Source organism: Porphyrobacter sp. SLTP (assembly GCF_009905735.1).
Taxonomy (GTDB): domain Bacteria; phylum Pseudomonadota; class Alphaproteobacteria; order Sphingomonadales; family Sphingomonadaceae; genus Erythrobacter.
Genome location: NZ_JAAALE010000002.1, coordinates 231,701 through 247,835, shown reverse-complemented (window position 1 = coordinate 247,835; position 16,135 = coordinate 231,701). Strand labels below are relative to the sequence as shown.

18 protein-coding genes, 1 tRNA gene and 1 pseudogene are annotated in these 16,135 nt (G+C 66.1%); 8 read left to right on the top strand and 12 right to left on the bottom strand.

The window, feature by feature from the left end:
• Positions 1-46: 46 nt before the first annotated feature.
• Positions 47-355, top strand: coding sequence for a chorismate mutase (locus tag GVM20_RS02555; RefSeq protein WP_166545724.1), 309 nt, complete (start codon positions 47-49; stop codon positions 353-355).
• Here the strand turns inward: GVM20_RS02555 and GVM20_RS02550 are convergent.
• From GVM20_RS02550 to GVM20_RS02520, 7 genes are all read right to left on the bottom strand, one after another.
• Positions 352-741 (bottom strand): hypothetical protein, encoded by a 390-nt coding sequence (locus GVM20_RS02550; protein ID WP_166545723.1) that lies wholly within the window; start codon positions 739-741, stop codon positions 352-354. The two genes, GVM20_RS02555 and GVM20_RS02550, sit on opposite strands and share 4 nt — an antisense overlap.
• A 79-nt stretch (positions 742-820) precedes the next feature.
• Positions 821-1,768, bottom strand: a complete 948-nt coding sequence (locus GVM20_RS02545; RefSeq protein ID WP_166545722.1) for a hypothetical protein — start codon at positions 1,766-1,768, stop codon at positions 821-823.
• On the bottom strand, positions 1,765-2,382 hold the full coding sequence (locus GVM20_RS02540; RefSeq protein ID WP_166545721.1) for an RNA polymerase sigma factor: 618 nt from the start codon (positions 2,380-2,382) through the stop codon (positions 1,765-1,767). Before GVM20_RS02540 ends, GVM20_RS02545 begins: the two co-directional genes overlap by 4 nt.
• 91 nt (positions 2,383-2,473) lie before the next feature.
• A complete protein-coding gene (locus tag GVM20_RS02535; RefSeq protein ID WP_353653093.1) occupies positions 2,474-3,985 on the bottom strand; it encodes a sensor histidine kinase in 1,512 nt (503 codons plus the stop codon).
• Positions 3,936-4,613, bottom strand: coding sequence for a response regulator transcription factor (locus GVM20_RS02530; protein ID WP_160760637.1), 678 nt, complete (start codon positions 4,611-4,613; stop codon positions 3,936-3,938). The genes GVM20_RS02535 and GVM20_RS02530 overlap by 50 nt, the downstream gene beginning before the upstream one ends.
• A 123-nt stretch (positions 4,614-4,736) precedes the next feature.
• On the bottom strand, positions 4,737-5,048 hold the full coding sequence (locus GVM20_RS02525; protein WP_166545720.1) for a PepSY domain-containing protein: 312 nt from the start codon (positions 5,046-5,048) through the stop codon (positions 4,737-4,739).
• 48 nt (positions 5,049-5,096) lie between these two features.
• Positions 5,097-5,837: an SIMPL domain-containing protein gene (locus GVM20_RS02520; RefSeq protein WP_199799406.1), complete on the bottom strand. Its 741-nt coding sequence runs from the start codon at positions 5,835-5,837 to the stop codon at positions 5,097-5,099.
• A gap of 115 nt (positions 5,838-5,952) precedes the next feature.
• Here GVM20_RS02520 and GVM20_RS02515 point away from each other — a divergent pair, with 115 nt between their 5' ends.
• Genes GVM20_RS02515 through GVM20_RS02505 form a run of 3 tightly spaced genes read left to right on the top strand, consistent with a single transcriptional unit; the run spans position 5,953 to position 8,796 of the window.
• Positions 5,953-7,797: an ABC-F family ATP-binding cassette domain-containing protein gene (locus GVM20_RS02515; RefSeq protein ID WP_166545719.1), complete on the top strand. Its 1,845-nt coding sequence runs from the start codon at positions 5,953-5,955 to the stop codon at positions 7,795-7,797.
• The gene (locus GVM20_RS02510; RefSeq protein ID WP_166545718.1) at positions 7,794-8,390 is read left to right on the top strand and encodes a uracil-DNA glycosylase family protein; all 597 of its coding nucleotides are present in this window, start codon (positions 7,794-7,796) and stop codon (positions 8,388-8,390) included. Before GVM20_RS02515 ends, GVM20_RS02510 begins: the two co-directional genes overlap by 4 nt.
• Before the next feature lie 49 nt (positions 8,391-8,439).
• Entirely contained in the window at positions 8,440-8,796 is a 357-nt protein-coding gene (locus GVM20_RS02505; RefSeq protein WP_166545717.1) for a nuclear transport factor 2 family protein, read from the top strand.
• 10 nt (positions 8,797-8,806) lie between these two features.
• Here GVM20_RS02505 and GVM20_RS02500 read toward each other — a convergent pair whose 3' ends face one another.
• Positions 8,807-9,286, bottom strand: coding sequence for a DUF6456 domain-containing protein (locus GVM20_RS02500; RefSeq protein WP_166545716.1), 480 nt, complete (start codon positions 9,284-9,286; stop codon positions 8,807-8,809).
• A gap of 129 nt (positions 9,287-9,415) precedes the next feature.
• Here GVM20_RS02500 and GVM20_RS02495 point away from each other — a divergent pair, with 129 nt between their 5' ends.
• Complete coding sequence (locus GVM20_RS02495) at positions 9,416-9,994, top strand: helix-turn-helix domain-containing protein (RefSeq protein ID WP_166545715.1); 579 nt, start codon at positions 9,416-9,418, stop codon at positions 9,992-9,994.
• 10 nt (positions 9,995-10,004) lie between these two features.
• Complete coding sequence (locus tag GVM20_RS02490) at positions 10,005-11,183, top strand: glycosyltransferase (RefSeq protein WP_166545714.1); 1,179 nt, start codon at positions 10,005-10,007, stop codon at positions 11,181-11,183.
• A 44-nt stretch (positions 11,184-11,227) separates the two neighbouring features.
• Here the strand turns inward: GVM20_RS02490 and secF are convergent, their stop codons facing one another.
• From secF to yajC, 3 genes are read right to left on the bottom strand one after another with little or no spacing between them, the layout of a single operon-like run.
• Positions 11,228-12,205 (bottom strand): protein translocase subunit SecF, encoded by a 978-nt coding sequence (gene secF / locus GVM20_RS02485; protein WP_166545713.1) that lies wholly within the window; start codon positions 12,203-12,205, stop codon positions 11,228-11,230.
• A 13-nt stretch (positions 12,206-12,218) separates the two neighbouring features.
• Complete coding sequence (secD, locus tag GVM20_RS02480; RefSeq protein WP_166545712.1) at positions 12,219-13,793, bottom strand: protein translocase subunit SecD; 1,575 nt, start codon at positions 13,791-13,793, stop codon at positions 12,219-12,221.
• 57 nt (positions 13,794-13,850) lie between these two features.
• On the bottom strand, positions 13,851-14,180 hold the full coding sequence (yajC, locus tag GVM20_RS02475) for a preprotein translocase subunit YajC (protein ID WP_166545711.1): 330 nt from the start codon (positions 14,178-14,180) through the stop codon (positions 13,851-13,853).
• A gap of 257 nt (positions 14,181-14,437) precedes the next feature.
• Between yajC and GVM20_RS02470 the strand changes: the two genes are divergently transcribed.
• Together GVM20_RS02470 and GVM20_RS02465 are read left to right on the top strand one after the other, a co-directional pair.
• Positions 14,438-14,514 (top strand) — tRNA-Pro (locus GVM20_RS02470).
• A 109-nt stretch (positions 14,515-14,623) separates the two neighbouring features.
• Positions 14,624-15,628 (top strand): XdhC family protein, encoded by a 1,005-nt coding sequence (locus tag GVM20_RS02465; RefSeq protein WP_166545710.1) that lies wholly within the window; start codon positions 14,624-14,626, stop codon positions 15,626-15,628.
• A 26-nt stretch (positions 15,629-15,654) separates the two neighbouring features.
• Here GVM20_RS02465 and GVM20_RS16245 read toward each other — a convergent pair.
• Positions 15,655-16,134 (bottom strand): annotated as a pseudogene (locus GVM20_RS16245) (nucleotidyltransferase family protein); the annotation flags it as partial.
• Position 16,135: the final 1 nt, after the last annotated feature.

The window sequence follows — 16,135 nt, the reverse complement described above, 5'->3', positions numbered from 1 at the left end:
CCCAGCGTGCTTGGCAAGCGCAGAATTGCTGCTAGTTTCGCAGCCGATGTCCGACAAAACGCAAACTCCGGGCGAGCCCGATCCGAAGCTCGCTGCCTTCCGCAAGAGCATCGACAATATTGATGCCGCGCTGATCCACATGCTCGCCGAGCGGTTTCGGATCACGCAAGCCGTGGGCGAGTACAAGGCCAAGATGACCCTGCCCCCGGCCGATCCTGACCGTGAAGCGCGGCAGATCGCGCGGCTGCGCAAGCTGTCGGAAGAGGCCGATCTCGATCCCGAATTCTCCGAGAAGTTCCTGCGCTTCATCATCGACGAAGTGATCCGCCATCACGAGCGTGCAGCTGCGGGCTAAGGCCTGCCGCTGTCTTCGGCGGCAGTGGGCAAAGTCGGTTCGGGCGGCGGAGGCGGCGGGGCCAATTGCTCTTGCCGTTGCTGCTCGCTGATCTGCCTCAGCAATTCCGCCCGTTCGCGCAGAACACGCCGTTGGTTGCGGTTGTATCTATCATAGCTGCCATCGCCGATGCTGTTGCCCCGCGCCTTGCGGGTCAGCGGCACGCCCAAACAGGTCGCATCCTGCCCCCGCGCGCGATTGCATTCGGGGCCAACTCCCGTCTGGTCGATCACCGGCGCAACGTAGGGATTGCTGAACACGGTGCGCTGGCCTTCCAGCGGGTCACCGGTGGCGCATCCGCCGAGTAGCGCCGCGACGAGGATCATGCTGGGGCGGATCGGGTTCATGCCGGCATTTCTCCGGTTTGGGACGCGCTTTCAATCGCTTGAGCGCTATGAACCGAGAGTGAATTGGGCAGGAAAAGGATCAGCGCGGATCACGCGTCCCGGTGCCTGCGCCTTCTTGCTCAGCGGGCGGGCTGTCGGCTGGGACTGCGGGCGTCGGCACTGCCGGGCCTTGGCGGCGGGCGCGATATTCCTCCATCAGCACGCGGCGTTCTTCCGGCGGCAGTTGGCGCAGAGCCTCGCGCCGCTGTTCGGGCGACATACGCCGCAACTGCCGCAATCGTTCGGGCGCGCGGGCATCGTCGCGCAGCGGCTGGACGATGCCCTTGCGGGTCAACGCCTCGCCGTTTGCAACCTTGCGCTCCATCTCCGCACGCCGTGCGGCGAGACGCTCATCGGCAAGCTGCTGGCGGCGGGCCTGCGCTTCCTCGACACGCTGGCGGAAAGCCGCTTCTTCCTCCGGCGTCGGCACCGGGAGCCCCGCGGCGCGGCGCTGCGCAATGGCGTTGTCGATGCGCTGGGTGATATTCTCGCGCCGGGTGGCGTAGCGCCCCGCGCGTACTTCATCGATCCGGCGGAAAGCTTCGCTGAGTTCCTCAGGCGTATCGACCGGGCCGACAATCTCGACCTGTGCTAGGCTCGCCGGTTCGCTGGCGGTGTCCGGTGCCGCGGCGATCACGGGTGCGGGTGCCGCGGCGCGGGCTGGCGGCTTGCCGGTAATGCTGGCCCAGACCTTTTCCGCCGAGGGGACAGGAATGTCGAATTGCTGGAGCAAGCCTGTCGCCGCCGCAGCCGTGGCGAGCGCGCCGAAGCTGGCGATGCCGAGGGCGATCCCCCGCCCCAGCCGCCAGCCGCGCCAACGCCGCTGTTGGCGCAATTCCGGCAACGGCGCAGGACGCACCTCGGCGGCGGCGAGTACCCGGTCGGCAAACCCGGCGGAGAGGCCCGGCACGGCATAATCGTCCAGCACCCGGGCCAGCGGGCTACCGGGAATGACGGGCGCGCCCTGATCCTGTTCACTCACGCTCATGGCGCGTCTCCCTGCGCCGTCCACGCCTGCCGCAAGGCCGCGCGGGCGCGGTGCAGCAGGCTCTCGAACGCCTTGATGTTCATGTCCATTGCCTCGGCCGCTTCGGCATTGGGCAATTCTTCGTAATAGGTCAGCACAATCGCGGCACGTTGCCGTTCGGGCAGCGCCATGATCAGTGCGCGGGCGGTGCCATCACGCTCGCCCGCTTCGATCAGCGTATCGGCGAGCGGAGTGTCGTCCGCGCTGTCCGGCACCTCGCCGTCCGACAGCCGCCGGGTGCGGCGCAGGCAGTCAATCGCGAGGTTGGTGACCACCCGTTGCAGCCAGCCGCCCAGCCTCAGCGTTGCCGCTGCCTGACTGCCAATAGGATGGCGCGCCGCGATCTTCGGTGCCTGATCCCACAATCGCAAACAGGCTTCCTGCACAATATCCTCAGCCTCATGGCCATCGCCGGTCATCCGGTAACAGGCGCGGTGAAGCGCGGCGCCGTGGCAAGCGATCACCTCGCGCAGCGCCGCCGGATCGCGCGCCGCGAGCCGTGCCGCCAATGCCGCATCATCGCCCGGATCGGCGATGCGCAGAGCAGAGGTCAAAGGCTCGCTGCTGGCGTTCATATCTTGGCGCAAAGGGCCCCGTTTGCGTGTGAACAGGCTTAGTCCGTTGCGCTTACAACGCGGGCCTTGCGAAAACCCTTCGCGGCCTGCGTCAAGTGGCGCGTGGCAGGCGCAGTTCGACCAGCAAGCCGCCGAGATCCTCGCTCTCGGACAGAGTGACGCTGCCGCCGTAAATCTCCGCCACATCGCGCACGATCGCCAGGCCAAGGCCGGTGCCCGGCTTGTCGGTATCGAGCCGGACGCCGCGGTCAAAAATGCGGATCCGCTCGGCCTCGGGAATGCCGGTGCCGTCATCCTCGACCCAGATCAGACACATCTTGGGATCGCGAGGGACCCCGGCCTCATCGGGATCGACGGTGACGAAAACGGAACCGCCGCCATATTTGGCCGCGTTCTCGATCAGGTTGCCGAGCAGTTCGTCGAGGTCCTGCCGCTCAAGCGAGACGGCGGCGTTGCGGTCACCGGCGATGTCGAGCCGGCCATCGGGATAGAGCCGCTCAACCGCGCGGCGCACGGCTTCGGCGCTGGCCATGACATTGGTCCGCGCATGGCCGACCGCGCGGCGGCCGACGGCGCGGGCGCGGGCCAAGTGGTGGTCGACATGGCGCTGCATCGTGCGGGTCTCACGCATCACCGCCTCGCCAAGGTCAGGCGCGCGGGCGGTGGCGGCATTGGTCAGCACAGTCAGCGGGGTCTTCAAGGCGTGGGCGAGATTGCCCGCATGACGGCGCGCTTCTTCGGCCTGCCGCTCGGAATGTTCGAGCAGCGCGTTCAATTCCTCCACCAGCGGCTGCACTTCCAGCGGCAGCGGCTCGGTGATGCGGTTCGCGCCGGTAGTGCGCAGGTTCTGGATCGCCGCCCGCACGCGGCGCAAGGGCGAAAGGCCGTAGCGGATCTGGAGCAGTGCCATCACCAGCAGGCCCAGCCCGAGCACCGCAAAGCTCCAGATCAGGATCAGCCGCACCCGCCCGATCTGCGTGTCCATCTGCTCGGTCGCGCTGGCGACGGCGAAGGTCCAGCGCGTTTCGCTGCCGGGCAGGATCACGGTACGTTCGGCAAGGCGCAGCGGCTCGCCCTTGAACTGGTCCGAGTTGTAGAAATGGATATCGCTGTCGAAATGGTCGCCCTTGGTGTCAGCACCTTGCAGCTTCAGGGTGCGGTCCCACAGGCTGCGCGAGGGCCAGGGTTCGTAATTGCCGCCACTGATCTGCCAGTACAGCCCGCTCCCCGGCTCAAGAAAACGCTGATCGCCGAGAGTGCGATAGAAATAGACCTCGCCGCTCGCGTCGATTTCGGCAGACGCGATCATGGCGGTCAGGATGTAGTCGAGCTGTTCGTCGAAATTGGCTTCGACCTGCGTCGTCAGCGTGCGTTCGAGCGCGATGCCACCGCCAAGCAGAAGCACGAAAATCCACCCCGCCGCGATCAGCCCCATGCGCCGGGCAAGACTGGCGCGCGGTTGCGGTGTGGTGGCTGTGCTCACGTCATCCGGCACACCCCCAGCCTCGCCCGCGGGCAAGACGACAGGTGCATCGCCGCCGAGGGCCGCCGCCTCAGGCGCGCGGCTGGTCGGCGGGGTCGTCGAGGCTGTAACCGAGGCCACGGATGGTCGTTATCACGTCTGCGCCAAGCTTCTTGCGAATACGGGTGACGAAGACTTCGATGGTGTTGGAATCGCGGTCGAAATCCTGATCGTAGATGTGCTCGATCAATTCGGTGCGGCTGACCACCTTGCCCTTGTGGTGCATCAGGTAGCTCAGCAGCTTGTATTCCTGCGCGGTCAGCTTGACCGGCTCGCCGTCCAGCGTGACGCGGCCAGAACGGGTGTCCAGCCGCACGTCGCCCGCGGTGAGTTCCGACGAGGTATTGCCCGAAGCGCGGCGGATCAGCGCACGCAGGCGGGCGATCAGCTCTTCGGTCTGGAACGGCTTGGCGAGGTAATCATCCGCGCCCGCATCGAGCCCTGCGACCTTGTCCGACCAGCTGTCACGCGCCGTCAGCACCAGCACCGGGAAGCTGCGCCCTTCGCGCCGCCACATGCCCAGCACGGTCAACCCGTCGATCTCGGGCAGGCCCAGGTCGAGCACCACCGCGTCGTAATCCTCGGTTGAGCCCATGAAGTGCCCGTCCTCACCATCGACCGAAAGGTCGACAGCATAGCCCTGCCCCTCAAGCGTCGATTTGAGCTGTGCGCCAAGGGTCGGTTCGTCTTCGACGATCAGAATGCGCATGATCCACCATTTCCAAGCTTAATGTTGCGCCGGGTCGTGCGCTTTTGCCGCTCACGCGTCAAGCAAGCGCCGCGCGCCTGTGCCGCTGCTTTCCCCCGATGAAAAAGCATATCCGCCCGCCCGTCAGCGCGAACGGCCGATGATCCGCCCGGTGCGGGCGTCCACATCGACATGGGTGACGCGGCCATCCTTGATGAACTTGAGCCGATAAGCCCGCGCGGTCGAATCATAGGCAAACCCGAGATATTCGGCGCCCTTCATCATCGGCAGGATCTTTGCCTCGATCTCGCCCGAACGCATGATGTTGCCCGCCTGCGCTTCGCGCCGGGCCTCACCCTGATCCCCGCGCGTCTGATCCTGCTGCGCCGCAGCGGGCGCAGTCACCAGTGCCGCAGCGGCCAGTGAACCAAGGATCAGGGCGGGAAAGCGTTTCATGACAGGATCATGCCTAGCTGATGTCCATTGAACAAGTCGTGAATGGCACTACTTCGCGGGCGAGCCGCTATTCTTGACCAGTTCGTAAGTGATCGAAATGTTCACTCCGGCCTGAACCATACCCGGCTGGACCGGCGCAGCATCGACCTTCGTGGCGCTCAACCGCATTTCCGCCATCTGCGGCATGGGGCTGTTGCCGGTCATCCCTTCGCTGATCGCCAACACCTTGGCCCCGTCATAGCCGAGCATCGCGGCATAGGCCTTGGCCTGCGCCTGAGCCCGCTCGACCGCGCGCTTGCGGGCGGCGTCCTTGGCGGCGGTGTCATCATCGATGCTGAAGCTCGGCCCGTTGATGTCATTCGCCCCGGCTTCGACCAGCGCGTCGAGCACGCGGCCGGTGTCGTCGATCTTGCGCAGGATCACACTCACCCGGTTCGAGGCCATATAGCCGCGGAACACCTGGCGCTGGGTGGCCTGATCGTAATCATAGCGCGCGTTCAGGTTGATGCCGGTGGTCTGGATGTCCTTCTCGGCCACGCCCAGCGCCTTGATCCGCGCGATCACCTTCTGCATCTCGGCCGAGTTCTGGCGCAAGGCCTCGGTCGCGGTCGGCGCTTCCGTGGTGACACCTGCACCGATGGTGGCCGTATCCGGGGCGACATCAACGCTTTCATAGACGTTGAGTTCGACCACCGGGCCGGTCGCGGCAATATCGACATTGGCGGCAAGCGCCGCTGCGGGAAGCGTCAGCGCCGAGGCGGCAATAAAGGCAATGGCGGGTTTCATCATGGTAAGTATTCCTCCGATTGGTCGCGCCTCTGCACCCGTCCAGCTTTCGCTGCACTGAACCGGACGAAAACGCGCTCTTGTGGCGCGGGGGGCAAGCCCCTACTTGGCGCATCCCATGGCACAGCCTCCCATCTTCTCGCTCGAAGGCATCGCATTGCAGCAAGGCGGGCGCTGGCTGTTCGGCGGTCCGACCCCCACCAGCGGCGCGGCACCCATCGATCTCCACGTGCTGCCGGGTGACCGACTGGCGCTGATCGGGCGGAACGGCGCAGGCAAAACCACGCTGCTGCGGCTGATCATGGAGCGGATCGATGCCGACCGCGGCGCGCGGCGGATCAAGCCGGGGACGCGGATCGTGTTTCTGGAACAGGACCCGGATTTCGGCGGTGCGGAAACGCTGATGGACTTCGCGCTCGGCGGAGAATTGCCGCCGGAACGGCACGAGGTCGAGGCCATCGCCGGCCAGCTCGGCATCGACATGAGCCGCGAGGCCGCAACCGCCAGCGGCGGGGAACGCCGCCGTGCCGCGCTTGCCCGCGCCTTGGCGCAGGACCCCGATCTCATCCTGCTCGACGAGCCGACCAACCACCTCGATCTGGCCGCGATCGACTGGCTGGAGGACTGGCTGTCGCGCTATCGCGGTGCCTTCATTACCATCAGCCATGACCGCACCTTCCTCACCCGCCTGACCCGCGCCACCCTGTGGCTCGACCGCGGCACGCTGCGCCGCAAGGAGGTCGGCTTCGGCGGGTACGAGGCGTGGGAAGAACAGGTCTATGCCGAGGAAGCCCGCGCGGCGGAGCGGATGGACGCCAAGCTGAAGCTGGAGGCGCACTGGCTCGAACGCGGGGTGACCGCGCGGCGCAAGCGCAATCAAGGGCGGCTGGAGAAGCTCTACCAGATGCGCGCGGCGCGAGCGGCGATGATCTCGGGCGCGGGAACGGCGAAGCTCAAGCTGTCCAGCGATGATGACTTCAAATCGAAGTCGGTGATCGTCGCTGAGAACATCTCCAAATCCTACGGTGACCGCGCGATCATCAAGCCCTTCACTTTGCGTATCCAGAACGGCGACCGCATCGGGATCGTCGGCTCGAACGGCGCGGGCAAGACCACCTTGCTGAAATTGCTCACCAAGGAACTGGAGCCCGACACCGGCAGCGTCACCCACGCCCGCACTCTGACAGGGGTAATGATCGACCAGCAGCGCAAGCTGCTTGAGCCTGGCGCGACCGTGCGCCAGATTGTCGCCGAAGGGGGCGACTGGGTCGATGTTCGCGGGGTGCGCAAGCACGTTCAGGCGTACCTCAAGGACTTCCTGTTCGATCCCGGTCTGGTCGATACCAAGATCGGCATTCTGTCGGGCGGCGAACGCTCCCGCCTGTTGCTGGCGCGCGAATTTGCCCGCACCGCCAACCTGTTGGTGCTGGACGAGCCGACCAATGATCTCGACCTCGAAACCCTTGATCTGCTGCAAGAAGTCATCGCCGATTTTGACGGGACGGTGCTGATCGTCAGCCATGACCGCGACTTTCTCGACCGGACGGTGACGGTCACTCTGGGCCTTGATGGGTCCGGCAAGGTGGACATTGTGGCGGGCGGCTATGCCGATTGGGAGGCCAAGCGCAAAGCGCCAACCAATGCGGGACGAACCGGCTCTGACCGTGCGCAAACGCGACCAAATGATGCAACCGATGGCCAACCAAAGGCGCCACCTTCAAAGCCCGGCGCCGCGCCCAAGCTGTCCTACAAAGACCAGCGCGATTACGAGATCCTGCCAGCGCGGATCGCGGAGCTCGAAGGTGTCATCGCCAAGGGCGAAGCACTGCTGAACGATCCCGAGCTCTACGCGAAAGACCCGCAAAGGTTCGCAACCATCAGCAAGGGCATCGAAAACGCCCGGGCGGAAAAGGACGCGGCGGAAGAACGCTGGCTGATGCTGGCCGAGCTGGTCGAGGGGTGAGCGCCCCCGCACCGGGGGACCATGTCGAAGCGCTGCGGGCGCGGATCGCGGCCTGCACGTTGTGCGCCGAGCACCTCCCGCTCGGCCCCCGGCCCATCGCGCACTTTTCTGCCACCAGCCGCCTGCTCATCATCGGTCAGGCCCCCGGCACCAAGGTTCATGCCAGCGGCGTGCCGTGGGACGACGACAGCGGCGACCGGCTGCGCGGCTGGCTGGGGCTGGACAAAGCGACCTTCTACGATCCGGCGCAGGTGGCGCTGGTGCCTATGGGCTTCTGCTACCCCGGCAAGGCCAGCGGCGGAGACGCCCCGCCGCGCAAGGAATGCGCGCCGCAGTGGCATGAGGCGGTGCTCGGCCTGCTCCCACCCGAGCGCTTGACCCTGCTGGTCGGCACCTATGCGCAGGCGCGCTATCTGCCACATCTCAAGCGCCTCTCGCTTGCCGAACGGGTCAGCCGCTTCGATGACGATTGGCCGTTTGTGGCCCTGCCCCACCCTGCGTGGCGCTCCCGCCTGTTCATGGCCAAACACCCGTGGTTCGAACGCGACATTCTGCCGCAACTTCGTCGCCGGGTCGCAGCACTGCTCGGCTGACCGCGATTTTGCCATATTGCCGAGATAGGCTGTGCGAGGAGGGATCATTATGTCGATCGAACACGTCGCCAAGCAATTCACCGCCGCCATCCGCGCCGATGACGCACAGGCCTATCGGGCCATGTGGGCCGATGACATCGTCAGCATCGAACCGCATGAAGGAGAAGGCAGCCGCACCGAGGGGCGGGAGGCCCTGCTCGCCAAACATGCATGGTGGGAAGCCAACGCCGAAATGCACGGTTTCACTGCCGAAGGCCCCTATGTTCACGGCAACCAGTTCGCATTGCGCTTCAGCATGGACGTGACGATGCAAGGCGAGCGGGTGCAGGCAGTGGAGATTGGCCTCTACACCGTCAGAGATGGGAAGATTGCCGAAGAACGGTTCTTCAGCGACGCCGGCGCCTGACTACGCCGGGTCACGTGATCCGGTAGAATTCCGCCACCCGTTCCAGCGCGATCCGCAACACCAGCTTGCCGCTGCGCGCGGGCCAGCCGAGGGTCTTTTCTGCGTCCGGAAGAGCTTCGCCCGCGCAGACCACGCGCCACAGAATGTCCTCCAGCCCGCGCCCTGCCGCCTTGATCGCTCCGTCGAAGCGTTGGCGGGCCGCGACTTGGCGCTCGCTTGCCGCCAGCCCGCGCTCAACAGTAGATTTCACCCGCACGGGGTCCCACCGCATCGTCACGCTGGGCGAGAGTTGCGCCCGTTCAAAATCGGACCGCAACGCCTCGCCCGCATCCAGTAAGCGATCGGCAAGATGCCCGCGCGCATGCAGCCAGACGAGCGGGCTTTCGGCGACATTGACGGTCACCGTGCGGCGCGGTTTTGCTCCGCCTTTGATCGCCCCCCGGCGCGGGCCTTCAGGGGTAAGTTCGCGTTCGACCAACTGGCGCTTCATGGCATATCCTCCGCTTGCTGAACGAGAAGCGACTTGCCAAGCGCGCACATCTGTAGGAAAGAAAAAACCAATTCGGTTAATCCAAGCGCGTTCTTGTGCGCCTACCGCTATGCTACTTGAGGGCGTGATATGACCAACCGCATTCGCGACATCCGCAAGGCCAAAGGGCTGACGCTGGCCGATGTGGCCGCCGCCTGCGAGCCGCCGACCACGGCGCAGACCATCGGGCGGCTAGAAACCGGGATGCGCCAGCTTTCGCTCACCTGGATGAACCGCATCGCTGCCGCACTCGGCGTCGAGCCAGCCAGCCTGATGCGCGCCGAAACGGCCGCGCCTGCGCAAATCGTTGCCGAGCTCGCTGCCAGCGGTCCCGAAGCGCTGACCGCCCCGCGCGAGGCCTTGCTGCCGAGCGATTTTGCCGCCGAAGATGGCCCGGCCCCGCTGGTGCTGGCGGTGAAGGACAGCGTCGGCGAATATCGGCCCGGCGATCTGGTGTGGCTGCGTCCGCTTGATCCCGCCGACACGGCGAACGCGATCAACCGCGATTGCTTGCTGCCCCGCCCCGGCGGACGCTTTGCCTTCGGGCGGCTGATCGACCGGCGCGGTACGCTGGTCGGCCTGCTCCCACCGGGCGCAGGGCAGAAGCAGGTGGTGGTCGACAATCCGGCATGGATTGCGGTCGCCTTCATGCTGGTCAGGCCGCTGTGAGGAACGGGCGATGAAACACGTCCTCGCCCTCTCGACGCTCTATCCCAATCCGGTCAACCCGCGGTTCGGCACCTTTGTGGCGCGGTCGCTCGAGGCGCTGGCCAAGCGCGGCGATTGGCGGGTGACACTGGTCAACCCCATCGGCCTGCCGCCGCTCGCTTTGGGCCGCTATCGCCCGCTCGCCGATCTGCCCGAGGTGAGCGAGGAAGGTGGCATCATCGTCCACCGCCCGCGCTTCACCCTGATTCCGCGCATCGGCGCGCGCCGCAACGCCGGGGCTATCGCCCGCGCGTGCCTGCCGCTGGCGCGCCGCATCCATGCCGCAACGCCCATCGACATGCTCGACGCGCAATTCTTCTTCCCCGATGGCCCCGCCGCCGCCGATATCGCGCGGGCGATGGGCTTGCCGCTGTCGATCAAGGCACGGGGCAGCGACATCAGCTTCTGGGGTGAGCACGACTTTGCCCGAAAGCAGATGCTCGACGCCGCGCGCACAGCCACCGGGATGCTCGCCGTCAGCCGCGATCTGGCGGGGCAGATGGCGGCGATGGGCATGGATGCGGAGCGGATCACGGTGCATTACACCGGGCTTGATCGCGACCGGTTCCGGCCGTTCGGCCACACCCAATTGCGCGCGCAACTGAGCCGCGAACTGGGCTTCGAGATGCCCGACAATGCCCCGCTGCTCGCCTGTGTCGGCGCGCTGATCGAACGCAAGGGTCAGGGGATCGCGATCCCCGCCTTGCGCGACATTCCCGGTGCGCGACTGGTGCTAATCGGCAAGGGCGAGGACGAGGCACGGCTGCGCGCGCTGGCGGTGAGTGAGGGCGTGGCAGAGCGGGTGCACTTTGCCGGCTCGATCGACCACGATCTGATGCCGCTGATCCTGTCGGCGGCGGATGTCATGGTGCTGCCGACTGTGAGCGAAGGGCTAGCCAATGCCTGGGTCGAAGCGCTCGCCTGCGGGACGCCGGTGGTGACGAGCGATGTCGGCGGCGCGCGCGAGCTGATTTCCTGCGATACCGCCGGCCGGCTGGTGGCGCGCAATCCTTCAGCCGTGGCGGCGGGGATCAACGCAGTGCTCGCCAACCCGCCCGCGCGCGAGGCGGTGGCAGCGCTGACGGAAGCATTCAGCTGGGAAGCCAATGCCGCAGCACTGGCCGCGCATTACGAGCGGCTGACGGCGTAAAGTCCCTCCCCGTCCCAACGGGATGGGGAGGCGCAAGAAAAGCCCTACCCTTCGCCGCGTGCCAGCTTGTCCTGACGGTCCGTCGCTGTCTCGGTCGGCACGAAGCTGGTCGAGGTCACGCCCATCCAGATCAGCAGCGGGCCCGCCATGTAGATCGACGAATAGGTGCCGATGAACAGGCCGACGGTGATCGCGGCGACCATGCCGAACAGGCTCGGCGGGCCGAAGATCAGCAGCGGGATCAGCGCGATGAACAGCGTCAGCGAGGTCATCACCGTGCGCGCCAGCGTCTCGTTGACCGAAAGGTCGAGCAGTTCACCCAGCGGCATCTTGCGATACTTCTTCAGGTTCTCGCGGATGCGGTCATAGACGACGATGGTGTCGTTGAGCGAATAGCCGATGATCGCAAGGATCGCGGCGACGATCTGCAAGCTGAACTCCATCTGCGTCAGCGCGAACAGGCCCACCGTGACCGACACGTCATGCACCAGCGCGAACATCGCGCCGACGCCGAACTGCCATTCGAACCGGATCCAGATATAGACCGAAACCGCCGCCATCGCGGCCAGCAATGCGAGGATCGCCTGATCGCGGAACTCGCCCGCGACCTTGCCCGAAACGGTGTCATTGCCGTCCTTGCGCGCGTCGGGATATTCCTTGGCGATCGCTGCGATCACCTTGTCGCCGATGGCGGTGGCAGCGCCCGGCGTGTTCTCGGTGCCTTCGGGTAGCGAGACGCGGATCGAGACCTGGTTGGGAGCGCCGAATTCCTGCACCACCGGCTCGCCATAGCCGAGCCCGCCGACCAGCTCGCGCAAGGACGGGATCGGCGCAGTCTCGCGCTCCTTGAAAGTCATGCGGACTTCCTGACCGCCGGCGAAATCGACCCCGAAATTGAGGCCATTGACCAGCACCGCGGCCCAGCTGCCGAAGATCAGCACCAGGCTGAGCACGAAGAAGGGGATGCGGAGTTTCAGGAACTTGATGTTGGTGTTGTCAGGGACAAGCTTCAGGAGTTTCATGGGTGCTTGCTCCTCAAATCGTGATGTCGTTGGGCCGCGCCTTGCGCAGCCACCCGGCGACAAACATGCGGGTCAGCGTCACCCCGGTGAAGACCGAGGTGATGATGCCGATCACCAGCACCACGGCAAAGCCCTTCACCGGCCCCGACCCGAAGGCGAACAGCGCCACGCCGGAAATGACGTTGGTGAGGTTAGCGTCCCAGATCGCGCGGCTGGCTTCCTTGTAGCCGGTCTCCACCGCGGCAACGACCCTGCGGCCCCGCGCGCGTTCTTCGCGGATACGTTCGTTGATCAGCACGTTGGCGTCCACCGCCGCGCCGATGGTGATGACGAAGCCCGCGATCCCCGGCAGGGTCAGAGTGAACCCACCCGCCGCCATCAGCCCGAGCAGCATCAGCACGTTCAGCACCAGCGCGACGGTCGCATAGACGCCGAAGCGGCCATAGGTCGCGATCATGAGCGCAATCACCGCGATGCTGCCGATCGCCATCGCGAGCAGACCCTTGCGGATCGAGTCCGCGCCAAGGTCCGGACCGACGGTGCGTTCCTCAACCACAGTAAGCGGCACCGGCAAGGCGCCCGACCGCAGACTGATCGCGAGGCTGTTGGCACTTTCCGGCGTGAAGCTGCCTGAAATCTGCGCGCTGCCGCCGATGATCGGCGTCTGGATCGTCGGCGCGGACAGCACCTGCTTGTCGAGGATGATCGCGAACGGCTTGCCCACGTTCTCAGTGGTCAGCTTGGCGAACTTGGCCCCGCCCTGAGAATCGAAGGTGATGTTGACGATGTTGCGATTGGTTTCGGGATCGACCCCGGCCTGAGCGCCGGTCAGATTGTCGCCGCGAATGCCGCCGAGCCGGTTGACCGTGACGAACTGGCCATCAAGGCCGGAGCCGGGCGCATAGGGGAAGGTTTCGGTGCCGACCTGTGATCCGGCCGGATCGGCGACCAGTTTGAATTCGAGCTGCGCGGTCTTGCCGAGCAATTCGCGCAAGGCATCCGGGTCCTGCAAGCCGGGCACCTGCACCACGATCCGGGTCGAGCCCTGACGGATGATGGTCGGCTCCCGGGTGCCAAGCTCGTCGATCCGGCGGCGCACCACTTCGGTCGCGCTGTCCATAGCATCGTCGAGCGCCTGATTGACGCCAGCGTCGGTCTGGCTCAGCACCATGCGCTGGCCATCCACCACCTGGAGGCTCCATTCGCGCACTGTCGTCTGGCCCTGCATCACCGGCTCGATCAGCCCGCGCGCACGATCGATATCAGCCGCGTTTTCCAGCATGAATGACAGCTGCCCACCCGCTGTCGAGACATCGCCAATGCGGATGCGCGGCTTGGCGTTGCGCATCAGCTGGCGCACGGTTTCTTCCATGTTCGTCAGCCGCTGGGCGCGAACATCGTCGGCCCGGGCTTCGAGAAGCAGGTGCGAGCCGCCCGCAAGGTCGAGACCGAGATTGACCTGCGGATTGGGCAGAGCCGAGGGCCAGTCGAGGCCGGAGACATTGAACAGCGAAGGCAAGGCCAGCACGGCGGCGGCCAGTGTCAGCCCCCACAGCCAAAGCTTTTTCCAGAGCGGGAATTCGAGCATTGCGTCAGGGTCTCACGCGCATAAGGTCAGGTACGGCAGCGGCATCAGGCCACAGCGTCAGTCGTTGGCGGGCTTGCCGCCCGGCGGGATAATGTCGCCCAGCGTGGCCTTGATCGCCTTCACGCGGACATTGGTGCCCAGTTCGAGTTCGACGTAGGTTTCGTCGACCTTGATCACCTTGCCGACCAAGCCGCCCGCGGTGACGACCTGATCGCCCTTCTTGACGGCGGCGATCTTGGCCTGGTGCTGCTTCTGGCGGTTCATCTGCGGACGGATGATCAGGAACCAGAAGATGGCGATCATGCCGACGATCGGCAGGAAGCTGATCCAGGCCGGCGGCGCGCCTGCGGCACCTGCGCCAGCGGCGGCAAGAAGGTCGAATGTCATAGGTTAAGCCCGTCAGGATCCCGTGAAAGATGTGCAAGGGTTACCCCCCTGCCGTTCAAGTGGGCGCGCCTAGCAGCATTGCAAGCGGGTCGCAATGATTGGGCCGGGCCGTTGTGCACGGGCCACAGGCAGAGCCGCAAGTCCCTCTCCGTTCGCGCGCGAACCGAGAGGGACTGTGCCGCCGATGCTTGCAAAACACCGCCAAACCCGCTTGCCAGCCCCAACCATGCCCCCTATAGGCCCCGCTCCACTGGTGTCGGGACGTAGCGCAGCCTGGTAGCGCATCACACTGGGGGTGTGGGGGTCGGAGGTTCGAATCCTCTCGTCCCGACCAGTGGTTTCCCCCCTTTTCGCCCCCATCACGCCGCGCCGCGCAGGCAATTGCGCGCGGGGTGCGAGCGGGTTAGGCTGCGGGCCTTGCTTCTCACGAAAGCCCCATCCCCATGAGCCGCTGGCGTCTTGCCGCCCCCATCGACGATATTCGCGCCGTTTTGCGGTCAGGCCCAGCTGTGCCTGATCGCTTTGCGCTGGCGACACTGGTCGAGGTGGATGGTTCGGCTCCGCGCGATGTGGGGGCACAGATGCTCATCACCGACAAAGACTATTGGGGTTTCCTTTCGGGCGGCTGCATCGAGGCTGATGTTGCACGCCATGGGCGCGAGGCGCTGGCCGAAGGTGCGCCGCGTCTGCTGCGCTATGGCGAGGGCAGTCCGTGGATCGATATCAAGCTCGCCTGCGGATCGGGGATTTCCGTGCTGGTCGAGCCGGTGGCGGCAGACGAACCGGCGGTCGCGGCCTTGCTGGCTGGCTGGGACGCGCGCCATCCTGTTGTGTGGTCGAGCGACGGCCGCGCGCGCCTGGCTGCCGCCAGTGACGAGGCGCATTCCGATACATGGGACGGTGCGCGCTACACGCGGCTGTTTACGCCGCCCTTGCGGCTGGTGCTGATCGGCGAGGACGGCGCGACGCTGACTGCGGCGACGCTCGCGCTGGACATGGGCTGGGACGTGGCGCTGATCGCCCCGGGCGGCCCGGAGGCGGTGCCCTTTCCCGGCATCACCTATCTCCGCAGCGATCCCGCAAGCGCGCTCGCCACTATCGGGCTGGACCGCTGGACGGCGATCGCGGTGCTCTCGCATGATCGCGAGGATGACGAGCGCGGGCTGGCAGCTGCGTTGCAAAGCGATGCGTTCTATGTCGGCGCCATCGGTGCACGGGCGCGGTTGGATGCGCGGATCGCACGGCTGCGCGGTCATGGCGTGAGCGAGGCGGCGATTGCGCGCCTCCACGCCCCCATCGGCCTCTACGGCTTTGGCAAAGCCCCGCGCGAGGTGGCACTGTCACTGGTGGCGGAGGTCGCGCAGGCGTTCCATGCCCGTGTCGCCGCAGCGAGATCAGCAGGCGTGTCGATGTCTAGCAGCACGCCGTTTTCGGCGGTCTCGATATAGGCGACCGCCTCGGGCCGCTGTTTCAGGAGCGCGGTTGCCCCCTGATCGCCGGTCAGCGCCAGAAGATCGGCAAAGGCAGCGCGAGTGAAGGCGACCGGGTGGCCGGGCTTGCCTGCCAACCGGGGGCGTGCGGCATAGCCAGCTTGGACTGCGGCCTCGCTGAGCGCGGGGCACAGGGGCACCGGCACCAGCGGCATATCGCCGAGGAACACGCACACGCCTGAAGCTTCAGGCGCGAGCGCGGCGATGCCGGTGCACAGGGTTGCGGCCATGCCCTCGGCCCATTCGGACGTGTGAAGGATGCGCGCATCCAGACCCACCAGCGCCGCATGAATGCCCGCGTCGTCCGCGCCGGTTACCACCACGACCTCGGCAAAGCCCGCTGTCGCAACCGCCTCAGCGACCCGCCGGATGACGGGAGAGCCCGCCATGTCAGCGAGCAGTTTGCCCCCGCCAAAGCGCCGCCCTGCCCCTCCGGCGAGGATCAGCGCCGACCAGCCCTGCAAG

What these genes read in the sequence shown, in the direction of transcription:
- yajC (WP_166545711.1), bottom strand. Translation starts at nt 14,180, where the DNA reads ATGACATTCGACCTTCTTGCCGCCGCTGGCGCAGGTGCCGCAGGCGCG.
- GVM20_RS02525 (WP_166545720.1), bottom strand. Translation starts at nt 5,048, where the DNA reads ATGAAACGCTTTCCCGCCCTGATCCTTGGTTCACTGGCCGCTGCGGCA.
- GVM20_RS02465 (WP_166545710.1), top strand. Translation starts at nt 14,624, where the DNA reads ATGAGCCGCTGGCGTCTTGCCGCCCCCATCGACGATATTCGCGCCGTT.
- secF (WP_166545713.1), bottom strand. Translation starts at nt 12,205, where the DNA reads ATGAAACTCCTGAAGCTTGTCCCTGACAACACCAACATCAAGTTCCTG.
- GVM20_RS02515 (WP_166545719.1), top strand. Translation starts at nt 5,953, where the DNA reads ATGGCACAGCCTCCCATCTTCTCGCTCGAAGGCATCGCATTGCAGCAA.
- GVM20_RS02530 (WP_160760637.1), bottom strand. Translation starts at nt 4,613, where the DNA reads ATGCGCATTCTGATCGTCGAAGACGAACCGACCCTTGGCGCACAGCTC.
- GVM20_RS02500 (WP_166545716.1), bottom strand. Translation starts at nt 9,286, where the DNA reads ATGAAGCGCCAGTTGGTCGAACGCGAACTTACCCCTGAAGGCCCGCGC.
- GVM20_RS02545 (WP_166545722.1), bottom strand. Translation starts at nt 1,768, where the DNA reads ATGAGCGTGAGTGAACAGGATCAGGGCGCGCCCGTCATTCCCGGTAGC.
- GVM20_RS02495 (WP_166545715.1), top strand. Translation starts at nt 9,416, where the DNA reads ATGACCAACCGCATTCGCGACATCCGCAAGGCCAAAGGGCTGACGCTG.
- GVM20_RS02555 (WP_166545724.1), top strand. Translation starts at nt 47, where the DNA reads ATGTCCGACAAAACGCAAACTCCGGGCGAGCCCGATCCGAAGCTCGCT.
- GVM20_RS02505 (WP_166545717.1), top strand. Translation starts at nt 8,440, where the DNA reads ATGTCGATCGAACACGTCGCCAAGCAATTCACCGCCGCCATCCGCGCC.
- secD (WP_166545712.1), bottom strand. Translation starts at nt 13,793, where the DNA reads ATGCTCGAATTCCCGCTCTGGAAAAAGCTTTGGCTGTGGGGGCTGACA.
- GVM20_RS02490 (WP_166545714.1), top strand. Translation starts at nt 10,005, where the DNA reads ATGAAACACGTCCTCGCCCTCTCGACGCTCTATCCCAATCCGGTCAAC.
- GVM20_RS02550 (WP_166545723.1), bottom strand. Translation starts at nt 741, where the DNA reads ATGAACCCGATCCGCCCCAGCATGATCCTCGTCGCGGCGCTACTCGGC.
- GVM20_RS02520 (WP_199799406.1), bottom strand. Translation starts at nt 5,837, where the DNA reads ATGATGAAACCCGCCATTGCCTTTATTGCCGCCTCGGCGCTGACGCTT.
- GVM20_RS02540 (WP_166545721.1), bottom strand. Translation starts at nt 2,382, where the DNA reads ATGAACGCCAGCAGCGAGCCTTTGACCTCTGCTCTGCGCATCGCCGAT.